The sequence below is a fragment of the Aquimarina sp. MMG015 genome (assembly GCF_018100855.1).
In the GTDB taxonomy this organism is placed as follows: domain Bacteria; phylum Bacteroidota; class Bacteroidia; order Flavobacteriales; family Flavobacteriaceae; genus Aquimarina; species Aquimarina latercula.
Window position 1 is genome coordinate 164,758 of record NZ_JAGJEB010000010.1, and the last position, 19,428, is coordinate 184,185.

At 28.6% G+C, this 19,428-nt stretch carries 16 protein-coding genes; 10 read left to right on the forward strand and 6 right to left on the reverse strand.

Features of this window, described 5'->3' with window-relative positions:
• On the forward strand, nucleotides 1-879 hold the full coding sequence (locus tag J8L88_RS18405) for a hypothetical protein (RefSeq protein WP_211061505.1): 879 nt from the start codon (nucleotides 1-3) through the stop codon (nucleotides 877-879).
• Between the two features lie 263 nt (nucleotides 880-1,142).
• The gene (locus J8L88_RS18410) at nucleotides 1,143-1,322 is read left to right on the forward strand and encodes a hypothetical protein (protein WP_035085607.1); all 180 of its coding nucleotides are present in this window, start codon (nucleotides 1,143-1,145) and stop codon (nucleotides 1,320-1,322) included.
• Between the two features lie 245 nt (nucleotides 1,323-1,567).
• Here J8L88_RS18410 and J8L88_RS18415 read toward each other — a convergent pair whose 3' ends face one another.
• Nucleotides 1,568-3,103, reverse strand: a complete 1,536-nt coding sequence (locus tag J8L88_RS18415; protein WP_211061506.1) for a leucine-rich repeat domain-containing protein — start codon at nucleotides 3,101-3,103, stop codon at nucleotides 1,568-1,570.
• Nucleotides 3,104-3,396: 293 nt separating this feature from the next.
• Here J8L88_RS18415 and J8L88_RS18420 point away from each other — a divergent pair, with 293 nt between their 5' ends.
• Nucleotides 3,397-3,969: a conjugal transfer protein TraO gene (locus J8L88_RS18420; RefSeq protein WP_027393542.1), complete on the forward strand. Its 573-nt coding sequence runs from the start codon at nucleotides 3,397-3,399 to the stop codon at nucleotides 3,967-3,969.
• 107 nt (nucleotides 3,970-4,076) lie between these two features.
• Here the strand turns inward: J8L88_RS18420 and J8L88_RS18425 are convergent, their stop codons facing one another.
• On the reverse strand, nucleotides 4,077-4,682 hold the full coding sequence (locus J8L88_RS18425; protein WP_051336157.1) for a LytTR family DNA-binding domain-containing protein: 606 nt from the start codon (nucleotides 4,680-4,682) through the stop codon (nucleotides 4,077-4,079).
• Between the two features lie 218 nt (nucleotides 4,683-4,900).
• Here J8L88_RS18425 and J8L88_RS18430 point away from each other — a divergent pair, with 218 nt between their 5' ends.
• The 4 genes from J8L88_RS18430 (at nucleotide 4,901) to J8L88_RS18445 (ending at nucleotide 7,427) form a co-directional block, all read left to right on the forward strand.
• Nucleotides 4,901-6,565: a tetratricopeptide repeat protein gene (locus J8L88_RS18430; protein ID WP_211061507.1), complete on the forward strand. Its 1,665-nt coding sequence runs from the start codon at nucleotides 4,901-4,903 to the stop codon at nucleotides 6,563-6,565.
• A 112-nt stretch (nucleotides 6,566-6,677) separates the two neighbouring features.
• Nucleotides 6,678-6,899, forward strand: a complete 222-nt coding sequence (locus J8L88_RS18435) for a hypothetical protein (protein WP_155839696.1) — start codon at nucleotides 6,678-6,680, stop codon at nucleotides 6,897-6,899.
• 18 nt (nucleotides 6,900-6,917) lie between these two features.
• A complete protein-coding gene (locus J8L88_RS18440) occupies nucleotides 6,918-7,130 on the forward strand; it encodes a hypothetical protein (RefSeq protein ID WP_027393539.1) in 213 nt (70 codons plus the stop codon).
• Between the two features lie 75 nt (nucleotides 7,131-7,205).
• Nucleotides 7,206-7,427 carry a hypothetical protein gene (locus J8L88_RS18445; protein ID WP_027393538.1) on the forward strand — a complete coding sequence of 74 codons (222 nt, stop codon included), beginning with the start codon at nucleotides 7,206-7,208 and terminating at the stop codon, nucleotides 7,425-7,427.
• Nucleotides 7,428-7,469: 42 nt separating this feature from the next.
• Here the strand turns inward: J8L88_RS18445 and J8L88_RS18450 are convergent, their stop codons facing one another.
• The 4 genes from J8L88_RS18450 to J8L88_RS18465 all read right to left on the reverse strand — a co-directional run bounded on the left by J8L88_RS18450 (nucleotide 7,470) and on the right by J8L88_RS18465 (nucleotide 13,551).
• Nucleotides 7,470-8,183, reverse strand: a complete 714-nt coding sequence (locus J8L88_RS18450) for a LytTR family DNA-binding domain-containing protein (RefSeq protein ID WP_027393537.1) — start codon at nucleotides 8,181-8,183, stop codon at nucleotides 7,470-7,472.
• A 16-nt stretch (nucleotides 8,184-8,199) separates the two neighbouring features.
• Nucleotides 8,200-10,326, reverse strand: a complete 2,127-nt coding sequence (locus J8L88_RS18455; RefSeq protein WP_211061508.1) for an ATP-binding protein — start codon at nucleotides 10,324-10,326, stop codon at nucleotides 8,200-8,202.
• A gap of 130 nt (nucleotides 10,327-10,456) precedes the next feature.
• Entirely contained in the window at nucleotides 10,457-12,664 is a 2,208-nt protein-coding gene (locus tag J8L88_RS18460; protein WP_211061509.1) for an ATP-binding protein, read from the reverse strand.
• A 377-nt stretch (nucleotides 12,665-13,041) separates the two neighbouring features.
• On the reverse strand, nucleotides 13,042-13,551 hold the full coding sequence (locus J8L88_RS18465) for a DinB family protein (protein WP_027393534.1): 510 nt from the start codon (nucleotides 13,549-13,551) through the stop codon (nucleotides 13,042-13,044).
• A gap of 287 nt (nucleotides 13,552-13,838) precedes the next feature.
• Here J8L88_RS18465 and J8L88_RS18470 point away from each other — a divergent pair, with 287 nt between their 5' ends.
• The 3 genes from J8L88_RS18470 (at nucleotide 13,839) to J8L88_RS18480 (ending at nucleotide 18,991) form a co-directional block, all read left to right on the forward strand.
• On the forward strand, nucleotides 13,839-14,654 hold the full coding sequence (locus J8L88_RS18470; protein WP_027393533.1) for a hypothetical protein: 816 nt from the start codon (nucleotides 13,839-13,841) through the stop codon (nucleotides 14,652-14,654).
• A gap of 162 nt (nucleotides 14,655-14,816) precedes the next feature.
• Complete coding sequence (locus tag J8L88_RS18475) at nucleotides 14,817-16,031, forward strand: DNA polymerase IV (protein WP_211061514.1); 1,215 nt, start codon at nucleotides 14,817-14,819, stop codon at nucleotides 16,029-16,031.
• A 2-nt stretch (nucleotides 16,032-16,033) separates the two neighbouring features.
• The gene (locus J8L88_RS18480) at nucleotides 16,034-18,991 is read left to right on the forward strand and encodes a DNA polymerase III subunit alpha (RefSeq protein WP_211061510.1); all 2,958 of its coding nucleotides are present in this window, start codon (nucleotides 16,034-16,036) and stop codon (nucleotides 18,989-18,991) included.
• The last annotated feature ends 437 nt before the right edge of the window (nucleotides 18,992-19,428 follow it).

Sequence of the window (19,428 nt, forward strand, 5' to 3'; positions counted from 1 at the left end):
ATGAAAACCTATCTAAAAGATATCGTAAAAAAACAGCACCTTAATGGCATCTCTGCTAATAAAGGTGAAGTAATTGGATATTTCAATGATTTATCACCTGATGAAAACTCATTTATTAGTATCATCAATGATAATAATGATGTTTTAAGATTCTCTTGGGTAGCTGAACAAAAATGGTTAGTGGAATTTCCTATTATTACAAATCAAATTCATCAACAGCGATATGCAAATGAAACGCAATGTCTGGAATTAATACATCAGGTTGATGCAAGTGAGAATTTTGATAATTTCGAAGGTTTCATTGAAGTCCCTGTAGAGGGTTTTTCATTAGATGAAATGCTAGAGTTCAAAGCAGAAGATGAAGCTTTATTAAAAGAAGAAGAGTTTCCTGCAAAAAAAACGATTACTCCTACTACAAATAAAATCAAAATCAACAATACTAAAAAAGTTTCTAAACCTTCTAAAATTCTGGGCGATATTGAAATTCCCAAACAAGAACTCAGAACCAAATCTATTACTAGGGTTTCTACTAAAAAAAAGAAAAAAATATCACCTTTAAAACAGTTTAAGGAATCTACAGAACAATTAAAAAAAGAAAAACAACAACCTAGTACAACTAAAGTTCCTATAACACCAGTAACTAAAAAAGTTCCTAAACCTAAACCAATCAAAGATAAAACTAATCATACCAGTCTTCTAAATCTTGGAAAAACTACAAAACCTAAAAAAGATAATAAACCTTCTTTAGTAATGGGAGAACAAATTGGTAAGGATCGAAAAAAGCATAACCCTCCTACTCCACCCAAAGTAAAAACAAAACCCAATACAGTTGATAAAAATAAACCAACGAGTAATGACAATAGCCTATTTAGTATCTAAATAGTTTTATATATCCTATTTCAAATTATATTTTTAAAAGCTAATAATAATTCTCTTTTTTATTCTAAGATTACTTAAAGTTTTCGGATACACTTATCAAACTTATAACTACAATTCCATTCTTTTAGAAAACTCCACATTATATGGTAGTTCGTCCACAAGTTCGAACTAAAAACCCACTATTAAGATAATATCACTTTTCTAACTAATATATTAAATACACTTATTACATCGTGTAATAAACTAACTTAATATTTTACATCATGATAAATAACTTATCAAACTTAGGAACATCTTTAACTAAAGAACAACAAAAAACAATTAACGGAGGATTATTACCATGCCATAATAATAATGATTGTATAGATCTTACTGCTAGTTATAATTACCAATGTGTTTCTGTTCCTAGTTCGCCATTTGGTAAATTATGTATTTTAAGATAATGAAAAAAACATATTAAACTTAGAAGGAGTAAAAATACTCAACAAAGAAACTCAGAAGACAGTACGTGGTGGATACGATGGACGCTATTGTGGAGTGGTCACTAATATGCCATTCTTTTGTCCACATAGAAATTGTAACTAAAAACGTTGTTTTTTGATCAAATAGAAATGTAAAACCCTCATTAATTTTAAAATTAACGAGGGTTTTTTATAATTGACTGATGATATCAAATTAAAATATTATATTATTCTAAAACCATTAGCTCATATGCAGGTAAATAGGTTTTTACATTACTAAACTCTGTATTAAATAATCTTACACGATATGTTCTTCCTTCTGGTAAATCTATATTTGGTACCGAAGGTGATATAAGTTCATACGATAAATTATTAGTTCCATTAATGAATTGCTGTGTCGCAGTCTGGTTAACAAGAACCTGATCTGGAGTATCTTCTCTATTTAAAACATCTTCAATATTCACTTCATGGATTTCAAAACCTATTTCTCCAAAATCTAAATCAAACGGGCCGTCACCATCAACAAAAATGGGATCAATAACCGCATCCAAAACAACATCTATAAAAAATAGAGAACTAACACCTACTTCTGTGGTATTAAAACCGTATTCAGAACTTACTCTAAGATCTCCACATTCTCCCTCGCTAATAATGATAGCTCCTAGATCTTGTAATTTACAAACCTCCTCAGGAATTTCGTTAAGCATTAAATTTCCAGACACATCCAATATATCCAAAATCGTTAATGCGCCTAGTTCCATAGGGATATCAATAATCTTATTATTACGAAGATTAATTGTTTTTAGATTTACCAACTCACCTATTCTAGCACTAATTGAATTAATATCGTTATTCTCCAAATTTAAATCCGTTAGTTGAGATAACATCCCTATTTCATCAGGAATAATACCGTCTTCATTAGTTAAAAAACCTATATTGTTATTGGATAAATCTAGTTTTTTAAGTGTCGTAGCTTCAGAAATACTACTAACAAATTTTTGTATTCCTTCACTTCCCGTTATTGTCAATGAATCTAATTTTGTAAAAACTCCAAATCCTTCCGGTATCGTAGTAAGGTTATTATTATTAACAATAGAAATACTTTTCAAATTTATTAATCTAAAAAAACCTTCAGGTATTTCGAAAAAATTATTATTTGTAAAGTTTAGTTCCTCTAAAAGTGTAAGTTGCCCTATATCGCTAGGAATAACATCTAAAGGAATATCTTCTAAAATCAACTTTTCTAATTGGTTCAAAGATCCTATACCTTCAATTTCGTTAATACCAATTCGATCTAAGCTAAGCTCCTTTAAATTAGATAAAGAAAATAAACCCGGTAAAAAATCATCCGCTTGTACTGTCAAATTAGTTCCTCCTGATAGTGATAAATTTTCCAGTCTTTTTAGGTCAAACAACTCATTTGGAATATTGCTTAACTCATTATTTTTAAGTTTTAAAACTGTTAGATTTTCTAATAAATTAATTGTTGGAGTAAGTACCTTAATCCCTTTGTTTTCTATATCAAGTCCGATAAGTTTATTATTCTCAATAACAAGTCCTTCCCAGTTATTAATATTATCTAAACTATTACTCCAATTAAGAGTGTTATCAGGATTCTCTTCTAATATTTTTAATAACACATTATTTACATCCTCGAAATCATCTTCTATGATAGTTGTAATTAGGTCTGCTTCAATTTCTTTAGTACATGAAATAATCAAACACGTACATATTGTAAAAACTCTCAAATATAAATTTCTCATAAATCAATATTTAGTTTAAAGACTCCTTCTTAAGTACAAATATGTTTGAAAAATTGATCATTTATTTTAGTTAGTGGTCTAATGACACGATTTTGTGGATGAACGATTCTTTTTTTTAAACATAGAAATATCGATATCTAACAGCAAAACATCTAAAACACAAAACCCTAAAAACTATACATTAATCCATAAAATCTAAACCAAAATCCTCAAAACAATACATGACATTACAATAAGTTTTTAATTCGTTTTTCTGAATGCTTCCTTAAATTTTGAAAAACAAAATAACACGAATGAATAATCAGAGAAAAATTAAGAAACAATTTCTGTATACACTATTATTACCTCTTGTATTATGGTCATATTCAAGTTCATTATCAGCTCAGAGTCATAAAGTAGCTTTTTCTATAAATGGAGGTATTGTCCAAGATGGTTTTAGCGGAATGATTTCGGGAGATTACAAAGTTAATGAGTTTGATTATATCCAATTCAATTTACAAGGTAGTTTTACAACTTTGGAACAGAACAATATAGATATTCCTGTAAATACATATTCATTTAATGCAGGATTCTTTTTTGATATCCTAAGAAATAATTCAAGAACCTTTGCATTTTCTCTAGGTGCTGGAGGTACAGTTGGATATGAAATCATAAATGATGGTGATAGTTCTATAGAAAATAATCAAATACTAACTATAGAAACAAAAAATATTATTTATGGAGCATATGCGGGTATAGATGCTGATATTTTTCTTTCTCCTGTAATTACTTTAAACGTAAAGTTAAATGAAATCTATCATATCAATAGCGAAATTGGTGAGCTTACTCCTTATGCTGGTTTAGGAGTAAAGTTAATCTTAAAATAAGAAGTGAAACTGAAAGCTTTTCTTACTATTAATAAAAAACTCTTGTTTGTGTATTGAAAAAGATTCGCCAAACTAAAATCATCTGTTTGACGAATCTTTTTATAGTTTTATATAATTCTTATTCTTTTATAGAGCTCTTCTTTATATGTTCTACCAATTGGAATATGATGATTTTGAATTTCTATAGTTTGATCTTGCTCATAAAACGAATCAATCTTATTCCAATTTATAATATAAGATCTATGAGTTTGAACAAAAAAACTACGGTTTAATGCTTTTAATAAACTAGTTATGGAATGACGCACTGACAATTTTTTATGATCCGTAGTGATAATAGAACAATAGTTTTTAGAATCTGTATGAGCAAAAATAATAGTATCAATTGCTACTTTAACTAACTTATTTCCGCATTTAATAAATAAATGAGTCGACGGTTCCTTTTTATTTTCTTTTACCTGTCTTGTTTCTTGTGGTTCAGGAAACGTTAATGAATTTTTATAAAAAGAATTTACTTTTTTGGTTAATCCTAAACCTGCGTGTTTGGATTTAATATAAAATCCAATGACAATGCCGTCATCGGTATGTTTAATTATCTGTTTTTGTATGGTAAGTGATGCATTAAGATTACTTAGCGATGTGTTTTTCAAATCCTTAAGATCAATATCTAAATCTTTTAAATAAGCATCATCCGACTCTACGTTATAGGGTTTCATAGTATTTGCTTTTTTCGATGTTCACTTTATCAAATCTAATCAGGATATAAGCTAGAATACAAATACTTATTATTGGCATTTATAAATTAAGAGTTGAAATTTATAAATTTCAACTATCTATAAAACACTATAATTATTTCTTTAGATCACTATTAAATCTTTACATTCGTATGATATAATTTATTGTCGAAAAAACATTGTTGAAAAGGGTTCTACTAATGAAGATCAAAAATCTATCTATAATTTATGTAATCATATTGTTATTGACAGGTGAATTTGTGATTGCGCAAGATAATTATATAGAGCTCATAAATCTTATAAGAAAAGAAAAAGTAGACTCTTTAAAAATAAAAATTGCGCAAACACATCTTAATAGTGCTATTTATAAGTCTGACACATTAAATATGGCTAATGCTTACCTATTCTTATCTCTTTATCAGCCTAGTAAGAATGTGGCCTATATAGATAGCGTCATTAGTATTACCAAGGATAAAAATTATTTCAGATTCCCATCTGTAAGTTATTTACAAAAAGGTGTAGTTAAGTATGAACTAGGACAATATATAGAAGCTCTAGAACTATATATAAAAGCATCTGAAGCCGCTAAAAAAAGTGGTAATGATAAAATATATTTGTTAGCTAAATTTAATATAGGATTACTAAAAAATATGTCTGGTGATCGTAAAGAAGCACTAACTATTTTTAATGAATATATAAACTTCATAGAACAAAAGCCCGAACATCACGATCAATTCAATTACAATCGGGTGTTATTTGCACTGGCAGATTCTTATATCCATACCAAAGAATTAGAGCTTGCAAAAACAACTATAGATAAAGGAATAAATGAAACCTTAAAAACAAATGATTCTACAGTTTACTCATATATTTTAGTAACCTCAGGAATACATCAATACTTACTAAACAATTATAGTAAAGCCATAGATAGCCTACAAAAAGGAAAAAAATTGATTCTCAAGTTTGATGATTCAGAAACAAGAATTGCAACCTGTGATTACTATATTGGTAGAAGTTATAAGGATTTAGGAGATGAAGAAAAAAGTATTTTTCATTTTAAAAAAGCGGATACGATACTAAGAAAAACAAAAGATGTAATCCCTGATATTATTAATGTTTATGATTATTTAAGAGTCTATGCAAAATCTGAAAATAATTTTGAGTTACAACTAGAATACATTAATACACAATTAGAGCTTGATAGTATTAGACACGCAAATCAAGTAAACCTGACAAGAAATATCACAAAAAAATACGATGCTGCAGAACTAAAATCTGAAAAAGAAAAACTCATAAAACAATTTGAAAAAGATACTTTTTTAAAAAATAACACAATCAATTTCTTAATTACATTATCTATAATCTTAGTATTAATTGCTATTTATGGTTTTAGAAAAAGTTATCTAAACAAAATACGTTTTCAGAAATTATTAAAAGAACAAAAACAACCTAAAACAGATCAATCAGAGCTTATTAATGAAGACTTAAGCAAAAGACCTGACATAGATATTCCCACGGATGTAATAGAAGCAATTTTAAAAAAACTTCATGATTTTGAAGATAAAAAACAATTTGCAAAAAAGCATTATACACTTAATTCTTTAGCGAAAGAACTACAAACCAATAGTGCATATTTATCCAAAATTATCAATGTCTATAAAAATGTAAATTTTGCAAATTACCTGAATAATTTAAGAATTGATTTTGCTGTTGATCAACTTAGCACTAATAAGTCATTACGATCTTACACTATACAAGCTATTGCAGAAGAAGTTGGTTTTAAAAATGCGCAATCATTTTCTTCTGCTTTTCATAAAAAAACAGGCATATATCCGTCCTATTTCATAAAGCACATAAAATCCTAATAGTCAATACGTAAAACACTTTTTATTATCTTGAAATTTATAAATTTCAAGAATATTTACGTGTATTATTATGACTAAAATTGTAGATTGTGAAAACACAAATCAAAACAACATGAAAAGGGGAAAACTTAAAAAATTGAGTTTAGCCAAAGTCAAAATTGCTCAATTAAATAATACACATGTAATTTGGGGTGGCTCTTTACCTCCGACTTCAACTGAAATTCCAACTATCACGGAACTTACTGGAACTCATACCAAAATGTGTGATGAAATTGGCACGCATACTTCTACTAAAACAGCTGCTGGGAGTAGTATTTCTATCTGTGTCGAGTAAAATTTTTATATCTATACTATGAAAAACAGAAATAAATTAAGCTTAGATAAAGTTAAAATCGCTAAACTAAATAACCTACGATACATTGTTGGAGGATCATTTCACGATTTACAAGATGGTACAGTACCTATCGATCCAAATGATTTAACGACAATTGGAGATACAAAAACAACTTCTACAAAAACAGGTGCTGGTAGTATCAGTACTACCGCAATTGGCACTAATATTTGAAATAAAATTTGGAGGTTTTTTTATTAATAAATATCCATTAATAGGATGGATTATATACTTTAACTTTTTGGGGAAATGAAAAATAGTCAAAGAAAAAAAATAAGTCTGGATAAAATAAAGATCGCTAGATTAGACCATCTTGATAAATTTAATGGAGGATCACAAGACACAACAGATCAAGTTACTACTGGAGACGCTTGTTTTACAAAACCAATAGTTTGTAAAACTCAGGGAGATTGTAATGTTTCTACTAAAACTATTGCTTTAAGTGGTGATATCCATTGTTTAACAATTTAACTAACAAGAAAAAAAGAAATATTCTTTATAATAGTAGAGAGGTTAGATCACCTTTAAACGTTTATAAATATACTCCTTAAACGTTCTCCCTATGGGAATATGATGACCTTGTATCTCTATGGTTTGATCATACTCATGTAATGAGTCTATCTTATTCCAATTTATGATATAAGATCTATGTGTTTGTACAAATTCTAAGCTTTGTAGTTTCTTACTTAATTTTAAAATAGAGTATCGTACAGATAATTTCTTATGATCTGTAGTAACAATAGAACAATAATTTTTAGAATCAGTATGCGCAAAAAGTATCGAGTTTAAATTTACTTTTATTAGTTTATTTCCGCTCTTTACAAATATATTCTCCGGTTCACTAGTTCCGTTCTTTTCTGAATTAATCTCTTGTTTCTGAGCCAAAATCAATGCAGCTTGTAAATCATCTTTATTTATAGGTTTTGTTAGATAAGCTGCCGGATTTATAGTTGCAGCTTTACTCATTACATCCTTATCATTATCAGAAGTAGCAAAAAACACTGGGATTTCATACAAGGTTTTAATTTTATACCCTAGCGCAATACCTGACTCTTTACCATTTAAATGAATATCTAAGATTACTGCATCTGGCCTTAATTCTCCAATTTGTTCTTGAGCTTCGAATGGATCATCTGAACTACCAACACAGAAATACCCTAACTCTTCTAGAGAGATTTTAATATCTTCTAAATGAAATATATCATCTTCTACTATATAAATATTCATGATCTGTATGCTTTATTTACGCTGATAAAGGTTTAGAAATTGCCCCTTCTTCTTTGGTCAACGATATGGTTATGGGAATGCTTAAGTCAAAACGTGTGCCAATTCTTTTTTCCGAAGAAACATTGATAGTTCCATTATGCATTTTTATAAAGCGATAAACTAGGTTAAGTCCCAGCCCTGTTCCTTTTTCACCTTGTGTTCCTATGGTTGATTTTTTTTCTTCTAAATTAAAAAGATTTTCGAGTTTACTCTTAGACATTCCTACTCCTGTATCAATTACAGAACATAAAAAAATATCATTTTCATTTTTAAATTCTATTCGTATATTTCCTTCTTCTGTATACTTTAATGCATTACCTATTAAGTTTCTAAAAATGACATGAAAAGCTCCTTTATCAAAATTAATAGAAAAATCATCTTCATATTTTAATTCTATTTTGGTTTTCTTATATGTAGCCTGTTGTTTATATGATGATATGATCTCTGTTAACTCTTTATTCACAGAAATTGTCTGAGGATTCATTTTATAACCATTCATCTGTTCTAGTGACCAATTCAATAAATTATCGAGCATATTGGATAAACTCTCTGAGTTTTGTTCTAGTGCTTGAGATAGTTCTATTGTTTTTTCATTATTCCCTTTTTCTACATGATATTTCAATATTTTACCTGATCGTTGGAAAGGAATTATCATTCCTCTAAGATCGTGTGCTATAATAGAAAAAAGACGATTCTTTACTTGATTTGTAGAAACTAATTCTTTCTGTTGTTTTCTCAATTTTCTAAAAGCCCAAGCTCCAATTCCTAACAATAAAAACAAAAATGCAGCTGCTATTAAATACAAATTTTGTTGGGCTTGCGCTTGTTTCGTTATTTGTTCTTGCTCTTCTTTTTGTTTGTTAAGAGTCGCTATAGCAAGTTCTTTCTTTTTGGTGTCATACTTCTTCTCTAAATCTGCTACTTTAGTTTTAACTTCTTCATTTTCAACAGAATCTTTTATAAAGTGGTATTTCTTAAGATACATTAACGCCTTTTTAGATTCCCCAATATTCTCATAATAATCACTCTTGTAATAGTGAAGACTCTTTTCGAATGTCAATATTTTTGATTTATCTGTTTCTATTTCTAATAAATCTATATATTTCTTCGCACTTGGGAAATTTCGTTTTTTGAGACTAATTTTCGCCATACCATCTATAGCTGATATTAACATCATATCATCCATTTTTTTTACAGCATTAGCATTCAATATGTTTTGATAAGCTTCTTTAAAATAAACTTCTGCTTTATCATAATCTTCTATATTTTCAAAATAGATAGTTGCTTTAGTATGCAGCGCATCGGAGATGAATCCATTATCATTTAATTTTCTTGCTATTACTAAAGTAGAGTCCACTGAACTTAGTGCATCCTCTGCTAGGTTCAATTTTCTTTGCGCATCTGCCATCCTAGAATAAGTAATCATCCGGACGTAACGATTATGAGTTTTATCTGATTCTTCTATTGCTTTCTTAAAATATTTTATGGCAATATCATATTGCTTTAGCCTTTTATATGAAGTTGCTAACATACAGTAATACATATCCAAACCAGATGGTTTATTATCTTGTTCCAATACCTCAATAGCTTTTAAAAAACTATCCACCGCCTTTTCATATTTAGATAATCTTATAGAGTATGTCCCCCTATTTCCATAACAAGATGGTAAATAACTAGTAAAGTTATTTTTCTCAGATATAATAACTGTACTATCGGTATGTTTTAAAGCTTTTTCATAATCTGCTTCTATATCAGCTAAATAAGCGTGTGTTTGATGATATAGAATCCAATGTTCACTCTCAGGATACTTAACAAGAAGTTTTCTAGTTTGCTTTAGTAGTAATTCTGCCTCTGTTTTATTATTTTGTAATGCTAAATTATATGCTTTTTTTCCATATGCGGATGATAATAATTCTGAATCATCAATCTTCTTGGCCAGCTTAATACCTTTATCTAAATAATAAATAGATGAATCAATATTTCTTTGGTTCAGAAACATATAACCGCGAGATATTTGTATTTCTGCTTTACATTTTTCATCAACTTTCTTAATCATTTCTCTACAAAACTTAAATGCTACCTCATAGCTTTGGATAGTATCCATTGTTTTATGCCACCGTTTGCAATGCTCATTCTCTGTTTGAGAGTATATAGAGAACGATACTAAAAAACTAAATAGTAATAACAATAATTTTTGCGGTATCATATCAAGTAGGTATTTGGTTTTAAAAGTTTTATGCAGAGATTGCCGTATGATCTATTTTTTCGTAAAGTTTATATTTTATCAAAGGGAAATTTAGGTCAAATCGCGTACCAATTCTTTTTTCTGAAGAAACACTAATCGTTCCTTTATGCATTTTTATAAAGCGATAAACAAGATTAAGCCCTAGCCCTGTTCCTTTTTCACCTTGTGTTCCTATAGTTGATTTTTTTTCTTCTAAATTAAAAAGATTTTCTAGTTTACTTTTTGGCATTCCAATTCCAGTATCAATTACCGAACATAAAAACTCTTCATTTTCGTTTTTAAATTCTATTCGAATATTTCCTTCTTCTGTATACTTTAAAGCATTACCTATTAAATTTCTAAAAATTACATGAAAAGCTCCTTTATCAAAATTAACGGAAAAATCTTTTTCGTATTTTAGTTCTATATTAGTTTTCTTGTAAACAGCCTGTTGATGATATGATGATATGATCTCTGTTAATTCTTTCTTTATAGATATTATCTGAGCATTCATTTTATAGCCATTCATCTGTTCTAAAGACCAATTCAATAAATTATCAAGCATATTGGATAAACTTTCTGAGTTTTGCTCTAATGATTGAGATAATTCTATTGTCTTTTCGTGATTGCCTTTTTCTATATGATATTTTAATATTTTTCCTGATCGTTGGAAAGGAATAATCATTCCTCTAAGATCATGTGCTATAATAGAAAAAAGACGATTCTTAACTTGGTTTGTGGAAACCAATTCTTTTTGTTGTTTTCTCAATTTTCTAAATGCCCAAGCTCCTATTCCTAATAGCAATAACAAAAAAACAGCTGCTAATAAATATAGATATTGCTTAGTCTTAGCTTGTTTTGTTATTTGTTCTTGCTCTTCTTTTTGTTTGTTAAGAGTGACTATTTCTAATTCTTTCTTTTTAGTGTCATACTTTTTTTCTAGATCAGCTACTTTAACCATTACTTGTTCGCTGGATATAGAATCTTTTATTGAATAATATTTTTTTAGTTGATTTAAAGCTAGAAATGATTGACCTGTTTTTTGATAATATCTACTAGAAACTTGATAGAATTTTTGTGTATAATGTATACTATTAATCTTATTAGTTATATTCTCAAAAGATTTCAAGTAACTTTTTACTTTTTCATATTCTTTTTCGTGAAGATAAATTTCTATTAAACCTCTAATGCTAGCATATAGTGTTGAATCATCTTTAGATTTTTTTGCTATTTGGTAAGCTTCTTTAAAATATATCTCGGCTTTATCGTTTTGTTTAAGATATTCGAAGTATATCCATCCTTTTTCCTTTAATAGTTCAGACATCTGAACATAATCTTTTTGATCACGAGCTAATTTTAAAGCATAATCAGCAACTCTAATAGCATCATCATTTTTATTTAATTTCTGATAACATTTAACCAGTTCTGAATAACATAATAATAAAACATAGTTATCTCCTCTTTCCTTTGCAATTGGAATACTCTTATTTATATATTTTATTGCAGTATCATAATGTTCCCATCTTAAATAAGTACGTCCTAAAAAATAATATATATCCTCTAAATCTAAGATATTATTTTGACCTTCTTTAAGCTGAATTGCTTTTAGTAAATTTTTAGCTGATTCTTCATAATTAGATAAATTAAAGTGATACAAACCTATGTTTTGATATCGAGTTGGTATTCCAATTTCATTATTAGTTTTATTTAAGAAACTGATAACTGAATCTGCATATATGATTGCTTTACTATATTCGTTACTTTTTCTTGCTATTAATTCTTTCGTATTATAATAAAGAATCCACCCATCATTTTTAAAATCTTTATCCAATATCTTTTTAGCTTCATCTAACCATACATAAGCTTCTTCATCTTTATGATTTTGAGATAATAAAATACTAGCCTTTTCTATATACAAACTTGAAAGTGATTTCTCTTTTTTGAGGCTTTCTCCAAGCATTATAGCTTGATTACAAAATCTTAATGCTTCATCAAACTTTTCGATATACTTATATGTGTGAATCAATGCTAAATAAATTTCTATCTTACATTCATCATCTACTTTAGAAATAGCTTGATTACTAAGTCTAAACAATGATTCTGAGCTTGAAATTGTATCCATTTGTTTTCGCCACAACTCACAATCATCATCTAAATTCTGGCCATAAATAACAACACTTGTAAAGAAAGCAATAAATATGTATTCTAATCTAACCATAGTAACTACTCTTATTTACCTCTTACATATTATTATATATCAAAGATAACCTTAGAAATTTATCCTAAATATATTATGCAAACTTTTTGATAAATACATTTAAGAATAAAAACTTCTAAAAAAATAATCTTATCTATAACTTTTAAAATTAGTACATTACTGTGTGACAACTATATATTTCACATAAAACATCTAATATTATATTGTAAAGCAATAGAAAATAAGTCTTTCTAATTACCAATATATACATTATATATATTGAAAGTATATATAAAATACAAACTACTACATATACATTATATAAATAAAAATATCACTTATAAAAAACAGAATAAATTATAAATAGAATAAAATTAAATAAGTTACACTCTTCTATATTAGATTCCTTCTCGCTTATTTACAGGAGTAGTAGGATTATAGCCAAATCCTGAGATTTTAATTTCTACATTAAGTTGATTAAGAATATACCCTATTGTAGCATAGTGATGAATTGCATGGCTATTTGCGTGCGCAAGAATGCTTTCTAAAGTATAATTGACTGTAACTTTTCCTTGTCCCATATTATCAGTAACATGAATCAGGTAATCCGTATTTACATCAACATAAGAAAGTAACGTTTCTTGTAGTGTATATATATGATCTTTTGTTGCTTCTATATTTGTAGATAAAATTTCATCTCGCTTACGAGCAGTAAGATCAATGTCATTAGTATCTAATCCATTAATAATACAATCAAAAAAATCCAATGTATGTCTCATATGAGAACCTATACTAGAATAGTATGGCCCTACAGAAGCATTACAGTAAGTTTCTAAAGTTATTGCGTCTAATAAAGCAATAGCATTATTTAGATTATGGTTTATCGAAGATATGATAAGTTCTTTCATAGGGAATTATGGACGTAATATACATAATAAACTTACATAATAACTTTTGTAAAACGTTAAAATTATAATTTACATAGGTACTATACAATACGTAACGACTAACTTCGTTATGAGTGAATCAAATGATGAAAACTCTCATTAAACAGTAGGATATCTATCACTTTGTTTATGGGTAACCCATAAAAATTAAGATAAAGTGCGCATTTCATCGATTAATGACGTTTATTTTTGGATGTTACTTAGAAAATATTGTATACTTGTACTGTTCATTAAAAAGCCCCATAAAAATGAAAAGAATAGCATCCATCTTATTTTTACTTTGTTTTATTCCCCAGGCCAATGCCCAAAATCTTTATGAAGATGCTTTAACTGCTGCTAGTTATGCATATTCACATTCTAAGAAAGCGCACGGAGCTAATAATGTATTTCACACTCAAGAATATGCTGATAAAGCAATAGAAGCTCTTGAAAAAGTAGAAACTCTTGCTGATAAATGTGGTTGTGAAGAAGCTAATGAAACAGCTTATGAAGCTAAAACTAATATGGTAAGTTCACTAGATCAAGATACTTATGAGCGAAGCAGATATTATGCAAAACAAGCAAAAGATCTTGGTCCTAAGTTATTAGAACAATTAACAGACTGCCAAGCAAATAATGGTAGTAGTGACTCTTATGTTGTAGAGACTGTTAGTGAAGAAGAAGAAGCTATAGCAGTTGCTTCTGAAGAAGTAGCACAGAAACAAAAAGAATTAGAAGAACAAAGACGTCAGTTAGCAATAGAACAACAAAAATTACAACAGCAAATTGCAGAACAGCAAAAAGCTAAAGCAGAATTTGAAGCTCAACGTGCGGCAGAGTTAAAAGAACAAACAGCAGTAAAAGCTAAAGCAGAGCAAGCGTTACAAAAATTAGAAAGTGCATTACAAGAATTAAGTATAGCTTTTGATGATGAATCAATCTTCGAATCTCAAAAGGATTATTTAAGAAGTGAAAATGATTTACAAAACGAAACTTTAAATGATACAAAAAGTTTTTATGTAAATAGAGCTAAAGAACTTACTAAAAGTGCTATGCAACAATTCGCTGGATATACAGAAAATTAATACAATTGAATTTTATTTTGTAGCCCCAAAATAAAATTTTTTAGAAGCGACATCTTAAATTAAGATGTCGTTTTTTTTTGATCTAATGTGAATAAAATTTAAAGCCATACATTAAATATTATGGAAATATTCCATAAATTTGGAAAAATTCCATAAAACCAAATATTGAGAACTATATTACATCTTGATCTTGATACATTTTATGTATCTGTAGAACGTCTTATTGATAGTTCATTACAAAAAAAACCTTTACTAGTAGGTGGTATTAGTGATCGTGGTGTTGTAGCAGCCTGTAGCTATGAAACCCGAGCATTTGGTATACACTCAGGAATGTCTATGAAGATAGCGAAAGAACTATGCCCAGAAGCTACAATCATAAAAGGTAATGCGGGTACATATAGTAGATACTCTGATCTAGTTACAGAAATTATTAAAGATAAAGTTCCTGTTTTTGAAAAATCAAGTATCGATGAATTTTATGCAGATTTATCAGGAATGGATAGGTTTTTTGGTGCTTATAAGTATGCCTCAGAACTTAGACAAACAATCATATCAGAAACCGGTTTACCAATATCTTTAGGTTTTGCTCAAAATAAAATAGTATCTAAAGTAGCTACTAATGAAGCGAAACCTAATAATCAATTAAAAATTGATTTTGGTACGGAAAAACCTTTTCTAGCTCCGTTATCTATAAAAAAAATCCCTATGGTTGGTGACAAAACTTTTCAAACACTTCGTAATCTAGGAGTACGGCAAGTAAAAACAATACAAGATATGCCTGTAGATGTTATGAAAAGAGTTTTAGGAGTAAATGGATTAACTATATGGAAAAGAGCAAATGGAATAGATAATACTCCCGTTATTGGTTTTTCTGAACGTAAATCTATTTCAACAGAAAGAACATTTGATAGAGATACCATAGATGTTTACAAACTACGTAACATTCTTATAGCAATGACAGAAAACCTTTCTTATCAATTGCGTAGAGGAAATAAACTATCTGCATGCATTGCAGTTAAAATCAGATATTCTGATTTTAATACATATTCCAAACAACTTAAGATTCCATACACCAGTGCTGATCATATTCTAATTCCTAAAATTTTAGAACTATTCGAAAAATTGTATCAAAAAAGATTATTAGTACGATTAATAGGTATCAGATTTAGTCATCTAGTAACTGGAAATTACCAAATAAACCTATTTGAAGACAATGAAAAACAACTTAATCTATACAAAGCATTAGATCATATTAGAAGTCAATACGGAGATCGTAGCGTAATTAGAGCTGTAGCCATGGGATCTAAAACTATTGGCAGAATGGAAAATCCATTTAATGGTCAACCTCCAATTGTATTAGCACATAGAAAACAATAAGCATGTACCTTAATTGCCATTCGTATTATAGTTTACGGTTCGGAACTTTTTCCGAAATAACATTATTAGAACTTGCTAAAGAAAATAAAGTAAATGCTATAGCTTTAACAGATATTAATAATACATCAGCTTGTTTAAACTTTATTAGAAAAGCGAAAGAATATAAAATCAAACCTATTGTAGGTGTTGATTTTAGAAATAATCATCAACAACTATATGTAGGTATTGCTAAAAATAACGAAGGATATAAAGAATTAAATGATTTTTTATCTTACCATTCTCACAATAAAATTGAATTTCCTAAAAACGCTCCACTATTCAATAATGTTTTTATCATATACCCTTTTAAACAAATTATAGAAACAAAAAAAAATAATTTTTCATCAAATGAATTTATAGGTGTTTCTATAAAAGATTTAGCTAAACTTAAGTTTTCAAAGTATCTAAAACTAGAAAGCAAGCTTGTTACATTACAACCTGTAACTTTTAGAAGTAAAAAAGATTTTAATGCGCATCGTTTACTAAGAGCTATCGATAATAATATTCTATTGAGCCGTTTACCAGAGAATCAACAAGCATGTTTTTCAGAAAAAATGATCCCCAATAATGAAATTAAAAAACAATTTATTGAATTTAATTTTATCATAAAAAATACCGAAATCATACTGAATCAATGTAATGTAAATTTCAACTTTTCTAAAAACAAGCCATCATTAAATCAAAAAACCTATACTGGAAGTATAGAAGAAGATAATCTCTTATTAAAAAAATTATGTGATAAAGGGCTTCCATATCGATATAAAAAACCAACAAAAAAAGTACTCGATAGATTAAAAAAAGAACTTCATTTAATTACTAAAATGAAGTTTGTTTCTTATTTTTTAATTAATTGGAGAATTATTTCATATGCTCAGGAAAAAGGATATTACTATGTTGGTCGTGGTAGTGGTGCCAATAGCATAGTAGCTTATCTTCTAAAAATTACAGATGTAGATCCTATCGAATTAGACTTATACTTCGAAAGATTTATAAATTCACATCGTACTAGTCCTCCAGACTTTGATATTGATTTTTCTTGGAGAGATAGACAGGATATTACACGATTCATATTTTCAGAATTCAAAAATGTCGCATTACTCGGAGCATATGTAACTTTCCATTATAAAGGAGCTGTAAGAGAATTAGGTAAAGTATTTGGTTTACCTAAATTCGAAATCGATAAACTTAGTGAAGGTAATTATGATTACAATTCTTTAGATCATATCCATAAACTAGTAATTGTTTATAGTCAACTTATACAAGGAATGCCTAATTATATAAGTATTCATGCAAGCGGTATATTGATTAGTGATAAATCACTTCATAATTATGCAGCTACCGATGTACCGCCCAAGGGTTTTCCTACGGTACAGTTTGATATGATCATTGCAGAAGATCTTGGACTATATAAGTTTGATATTTTGGGGCAACGTGGACTCGCTAAGATTAAAGAAGCAATACAGATTATTAAATATAATCAACCAGAAAAGGCAAACTTTGATATTCATGATATAGATAGCTTTAAAAAAGACCCTAATATCAATGGTTTAATAAGAGATGCTAAATGTCTCGCCTGTTTTTATGTAGAATCTCCTGCAATGCGTATGCTCTTAAGTAAGCTCAAAACCGATAATTATTTAGGATTAGTTGCTGCAAGTTCTATTATACGACCTGGAGTTGCTAAAAGTGGGATGATGCGTGAATATATCTTACGAGAACATGATATCGAAAGACGAAAAAACTCGCATCCTATTATGTTAGATCTCATGAAAGAAACCTATGGAATTATGGTATACCAAGAAGATGTAATAAAAGTTGCTCATCTTTTTGCGAAACTAACCCTTGATGAAGCTGATGTGCTACGCAGAGGAATGAGTGGTAAATTTAGATCTCGTAAAGAATTTAAAGAAGTACAAAAAAAATTCATTCAAAACTGTAAAAATGAAGGGTATGAAGATAAATTAACTTTTGAAATATGGAATCAAGTAGCCAGTTTTGCTGGATACGCTTTTCCAAAAGGACATTCTGCTTCTTATGCAGTAGAAAGCTATCAAAGTTTATTTCTGAAAGCCTATTTCCCTCTAGAATACCTTGTAGCTACTTTAAATAATGGAGGCGGATTTTATCGGCCAGAAGTATATCTACATGAAGCAAAATTATTAGGGGCAAAAATCCTAACTCCGTGTATTAACACTAGCAAATACGAGCACATTCTGATAAAAAATCATATTTATCTAGGATTAAACATGTTACGCAATTTAGATTATAAGACTGTAGAACTTATACTATCAGAACGCAAACGTCACGGAACTTATTTATCACTTAACAATTTTGTCGATAGAGTACCTATAAGCATTGAACAAATAAGTATACTGATAAAAATAGGTGCATTTGCATATACACAAAAGAACAAACACGAATTATTATGGGAGGCACATTTTAAATTGTACACTACGCTACCTGATCATAATCAACCTGTTTTATTTAAGGAAAAACACACTGAATATCAATTACCAAAGTTTCAAACATCAAAGCTAGAAAACGCTTTTGAACAAATTGAATCATTCGGATTTCCAATTTGCGGATATTATGAAATAATGGCATCTAAACCTGTGAATCAAAATCGAGCTAATCAATTCAAAAACTATATTAATAAAAAGATTGATATCTATGGATATTTAATTGCTATGAAAAATACCCGAACTTCAAAAGGTAAACGTATGGCATTTGGTACTTTTTTAGATCAATTTGGAGATGTTTTTGATACGGTATTATTTCCTCCTGTACAGGAAAAATATAAACTTAGACATAAAGGAGTCTATCGTATGTATGGTAAAGTGGTAAAAGAATTTGGTTTTTTAAGTATTGAAATCATAAAAATTGTAAAACAAGATTACATTCAAGATCCTAGATACACATAGGCTAAACTTTCTACAACACTATATTACAATCTCATTTTTTAAAATGATGTATTTGCATCTGGAAGTTTTTTTAAATATTCTTAGTTTTGTAAGTAATCTATCTTCATAAGTTCTGTAAAATAAGTTTCCAACAGTAAAGCTTGGATTATTATCTAAAACCTATATAAAAACATAATTGAAATATTCTTCATCTTACTTATCATCCTATTCTTGTACAAAACATATATACTTTTCTCCCTCATAATGAAGCGAATGAGCAAAAATTAATGAAAATTATAGAACCTCTTGCCTTCAAGTATTCGGAGCTTCTAAGAGGTTATCTATTTTATTATTCTACATCCTTCTATTAAAAATAAGGAATCCAATAACTGACGACATGTATCTTCACTAAAATCGTTCAGTTATATATCATTCTATTATCATGTGTAACCATAGTA

Excerpts from the sequence above, each read along its gene's own strand:
- J8L88_RS18405 (WP_211061505.1), top strand. The coding sequence starts at position 1 with ATGAAAACCTATCTAAAAGATATCGTAAAAAAACAGCACCTTAATGGC.
- J8L88_RS18410 (WP_035085607.1), top strand. The coding sequence starts at position 1,143 with ATGATAAATAACTTATCAAACTTAGGAACATCTTTAACTAAAGAACAA.
- J8L88_RS18415 (WP_211061506.1), bottom strand. The coding sequence starts at position 3,103 with ATGAGAAATTTATATTTGAGAGTTTTTACAATATGTACGTGTTTGATT.
- J8L88_RS18420 (WP_027393542.1), top strand. The coding sequence starts at position 3,397 with ATGAATAATCAGAGAAAAATTAAGAAACAATTTCTGTATACACTATTA.
- J8L88_RS18425 (WP_051336157.1), bottom strand. The coding sequence starts at position 4,682 with ATGAAACCCTATAACGTAGAGTCGGATGATGCTTATTTAAAAGATTTA.
- J8L88_RS18430 (WP_211061507.1), top strand. The coding sequence starts at position 4,901 with ATGAAGATCAAAAATCTATCTATAATTTATGTAATCATATTGTTATTG.
- J8L88_RS18435 (WP_155839696.1), top strand. The coding sequence starts at position 6,678 with ATGAAAAGGGGAAAACTTAAAAAATTGAGTTTAGCCAAAGTCAAAATT.
- J8L88_RS18440 (WP_027393539.1), top strand. The coding sequence starts at position 6,918 with ATGAAAAACAGAAATAAATTAAGCTTAGATAAAGTTAAAATCGCTAAA.
- J8L88_RS18445 (WP_027393538.1), top strand. The coding sequence starts at position 7,206 with ATGAAAAATAGTCAAAGAAAAAAAATAAGTCTGGATAAAATAAAGATC.
- J8L88_RS18450 (WP_027393537.1), bottom strand. The coding sequence starts at position 8,183 with ATGAATATTTATATAGTAGAAGATGATATATTTCATTTAGAAGATATT.
- J8L88_RS18455 (WP_211061508.1), bottom strand. The coding sequence starts at position 10,326 with ATGGATACTATCCAAAGCTATGAGGTAGCATTTAAGTTTTGTAGAGAA.
- J8L88_RS18460 (WP_211061509.1), bottom strand. The coding sequence starts at position 12,664 with ATGGTTAGATTAGAATACATATTTATTGCTTTCTTTACAAGTGTTGTT.
- J8L88_RS18465 (WP_027393534.1), bottom strand. The coding sequence starts at position 13,551 with ATGAAAGAACTTATCATATCTTCGATAAACCATAATCTAAATAATGCT.
- J8L88_RS18470 (WP_027393533.1), top strand. The coding sequence starts at position 13,839 with ATGAAAAGAATAGCATCCATCTTATTTTTACTTTGTTTTATTCCCCAG.
- J8L88_RS18480 (WP_211061510.1), top strand. The coding sequence starts at position 16,034 with ATGTACCTTAATTGCCATTCGTATTATAGTTTACGGTTCGGAACTTTT.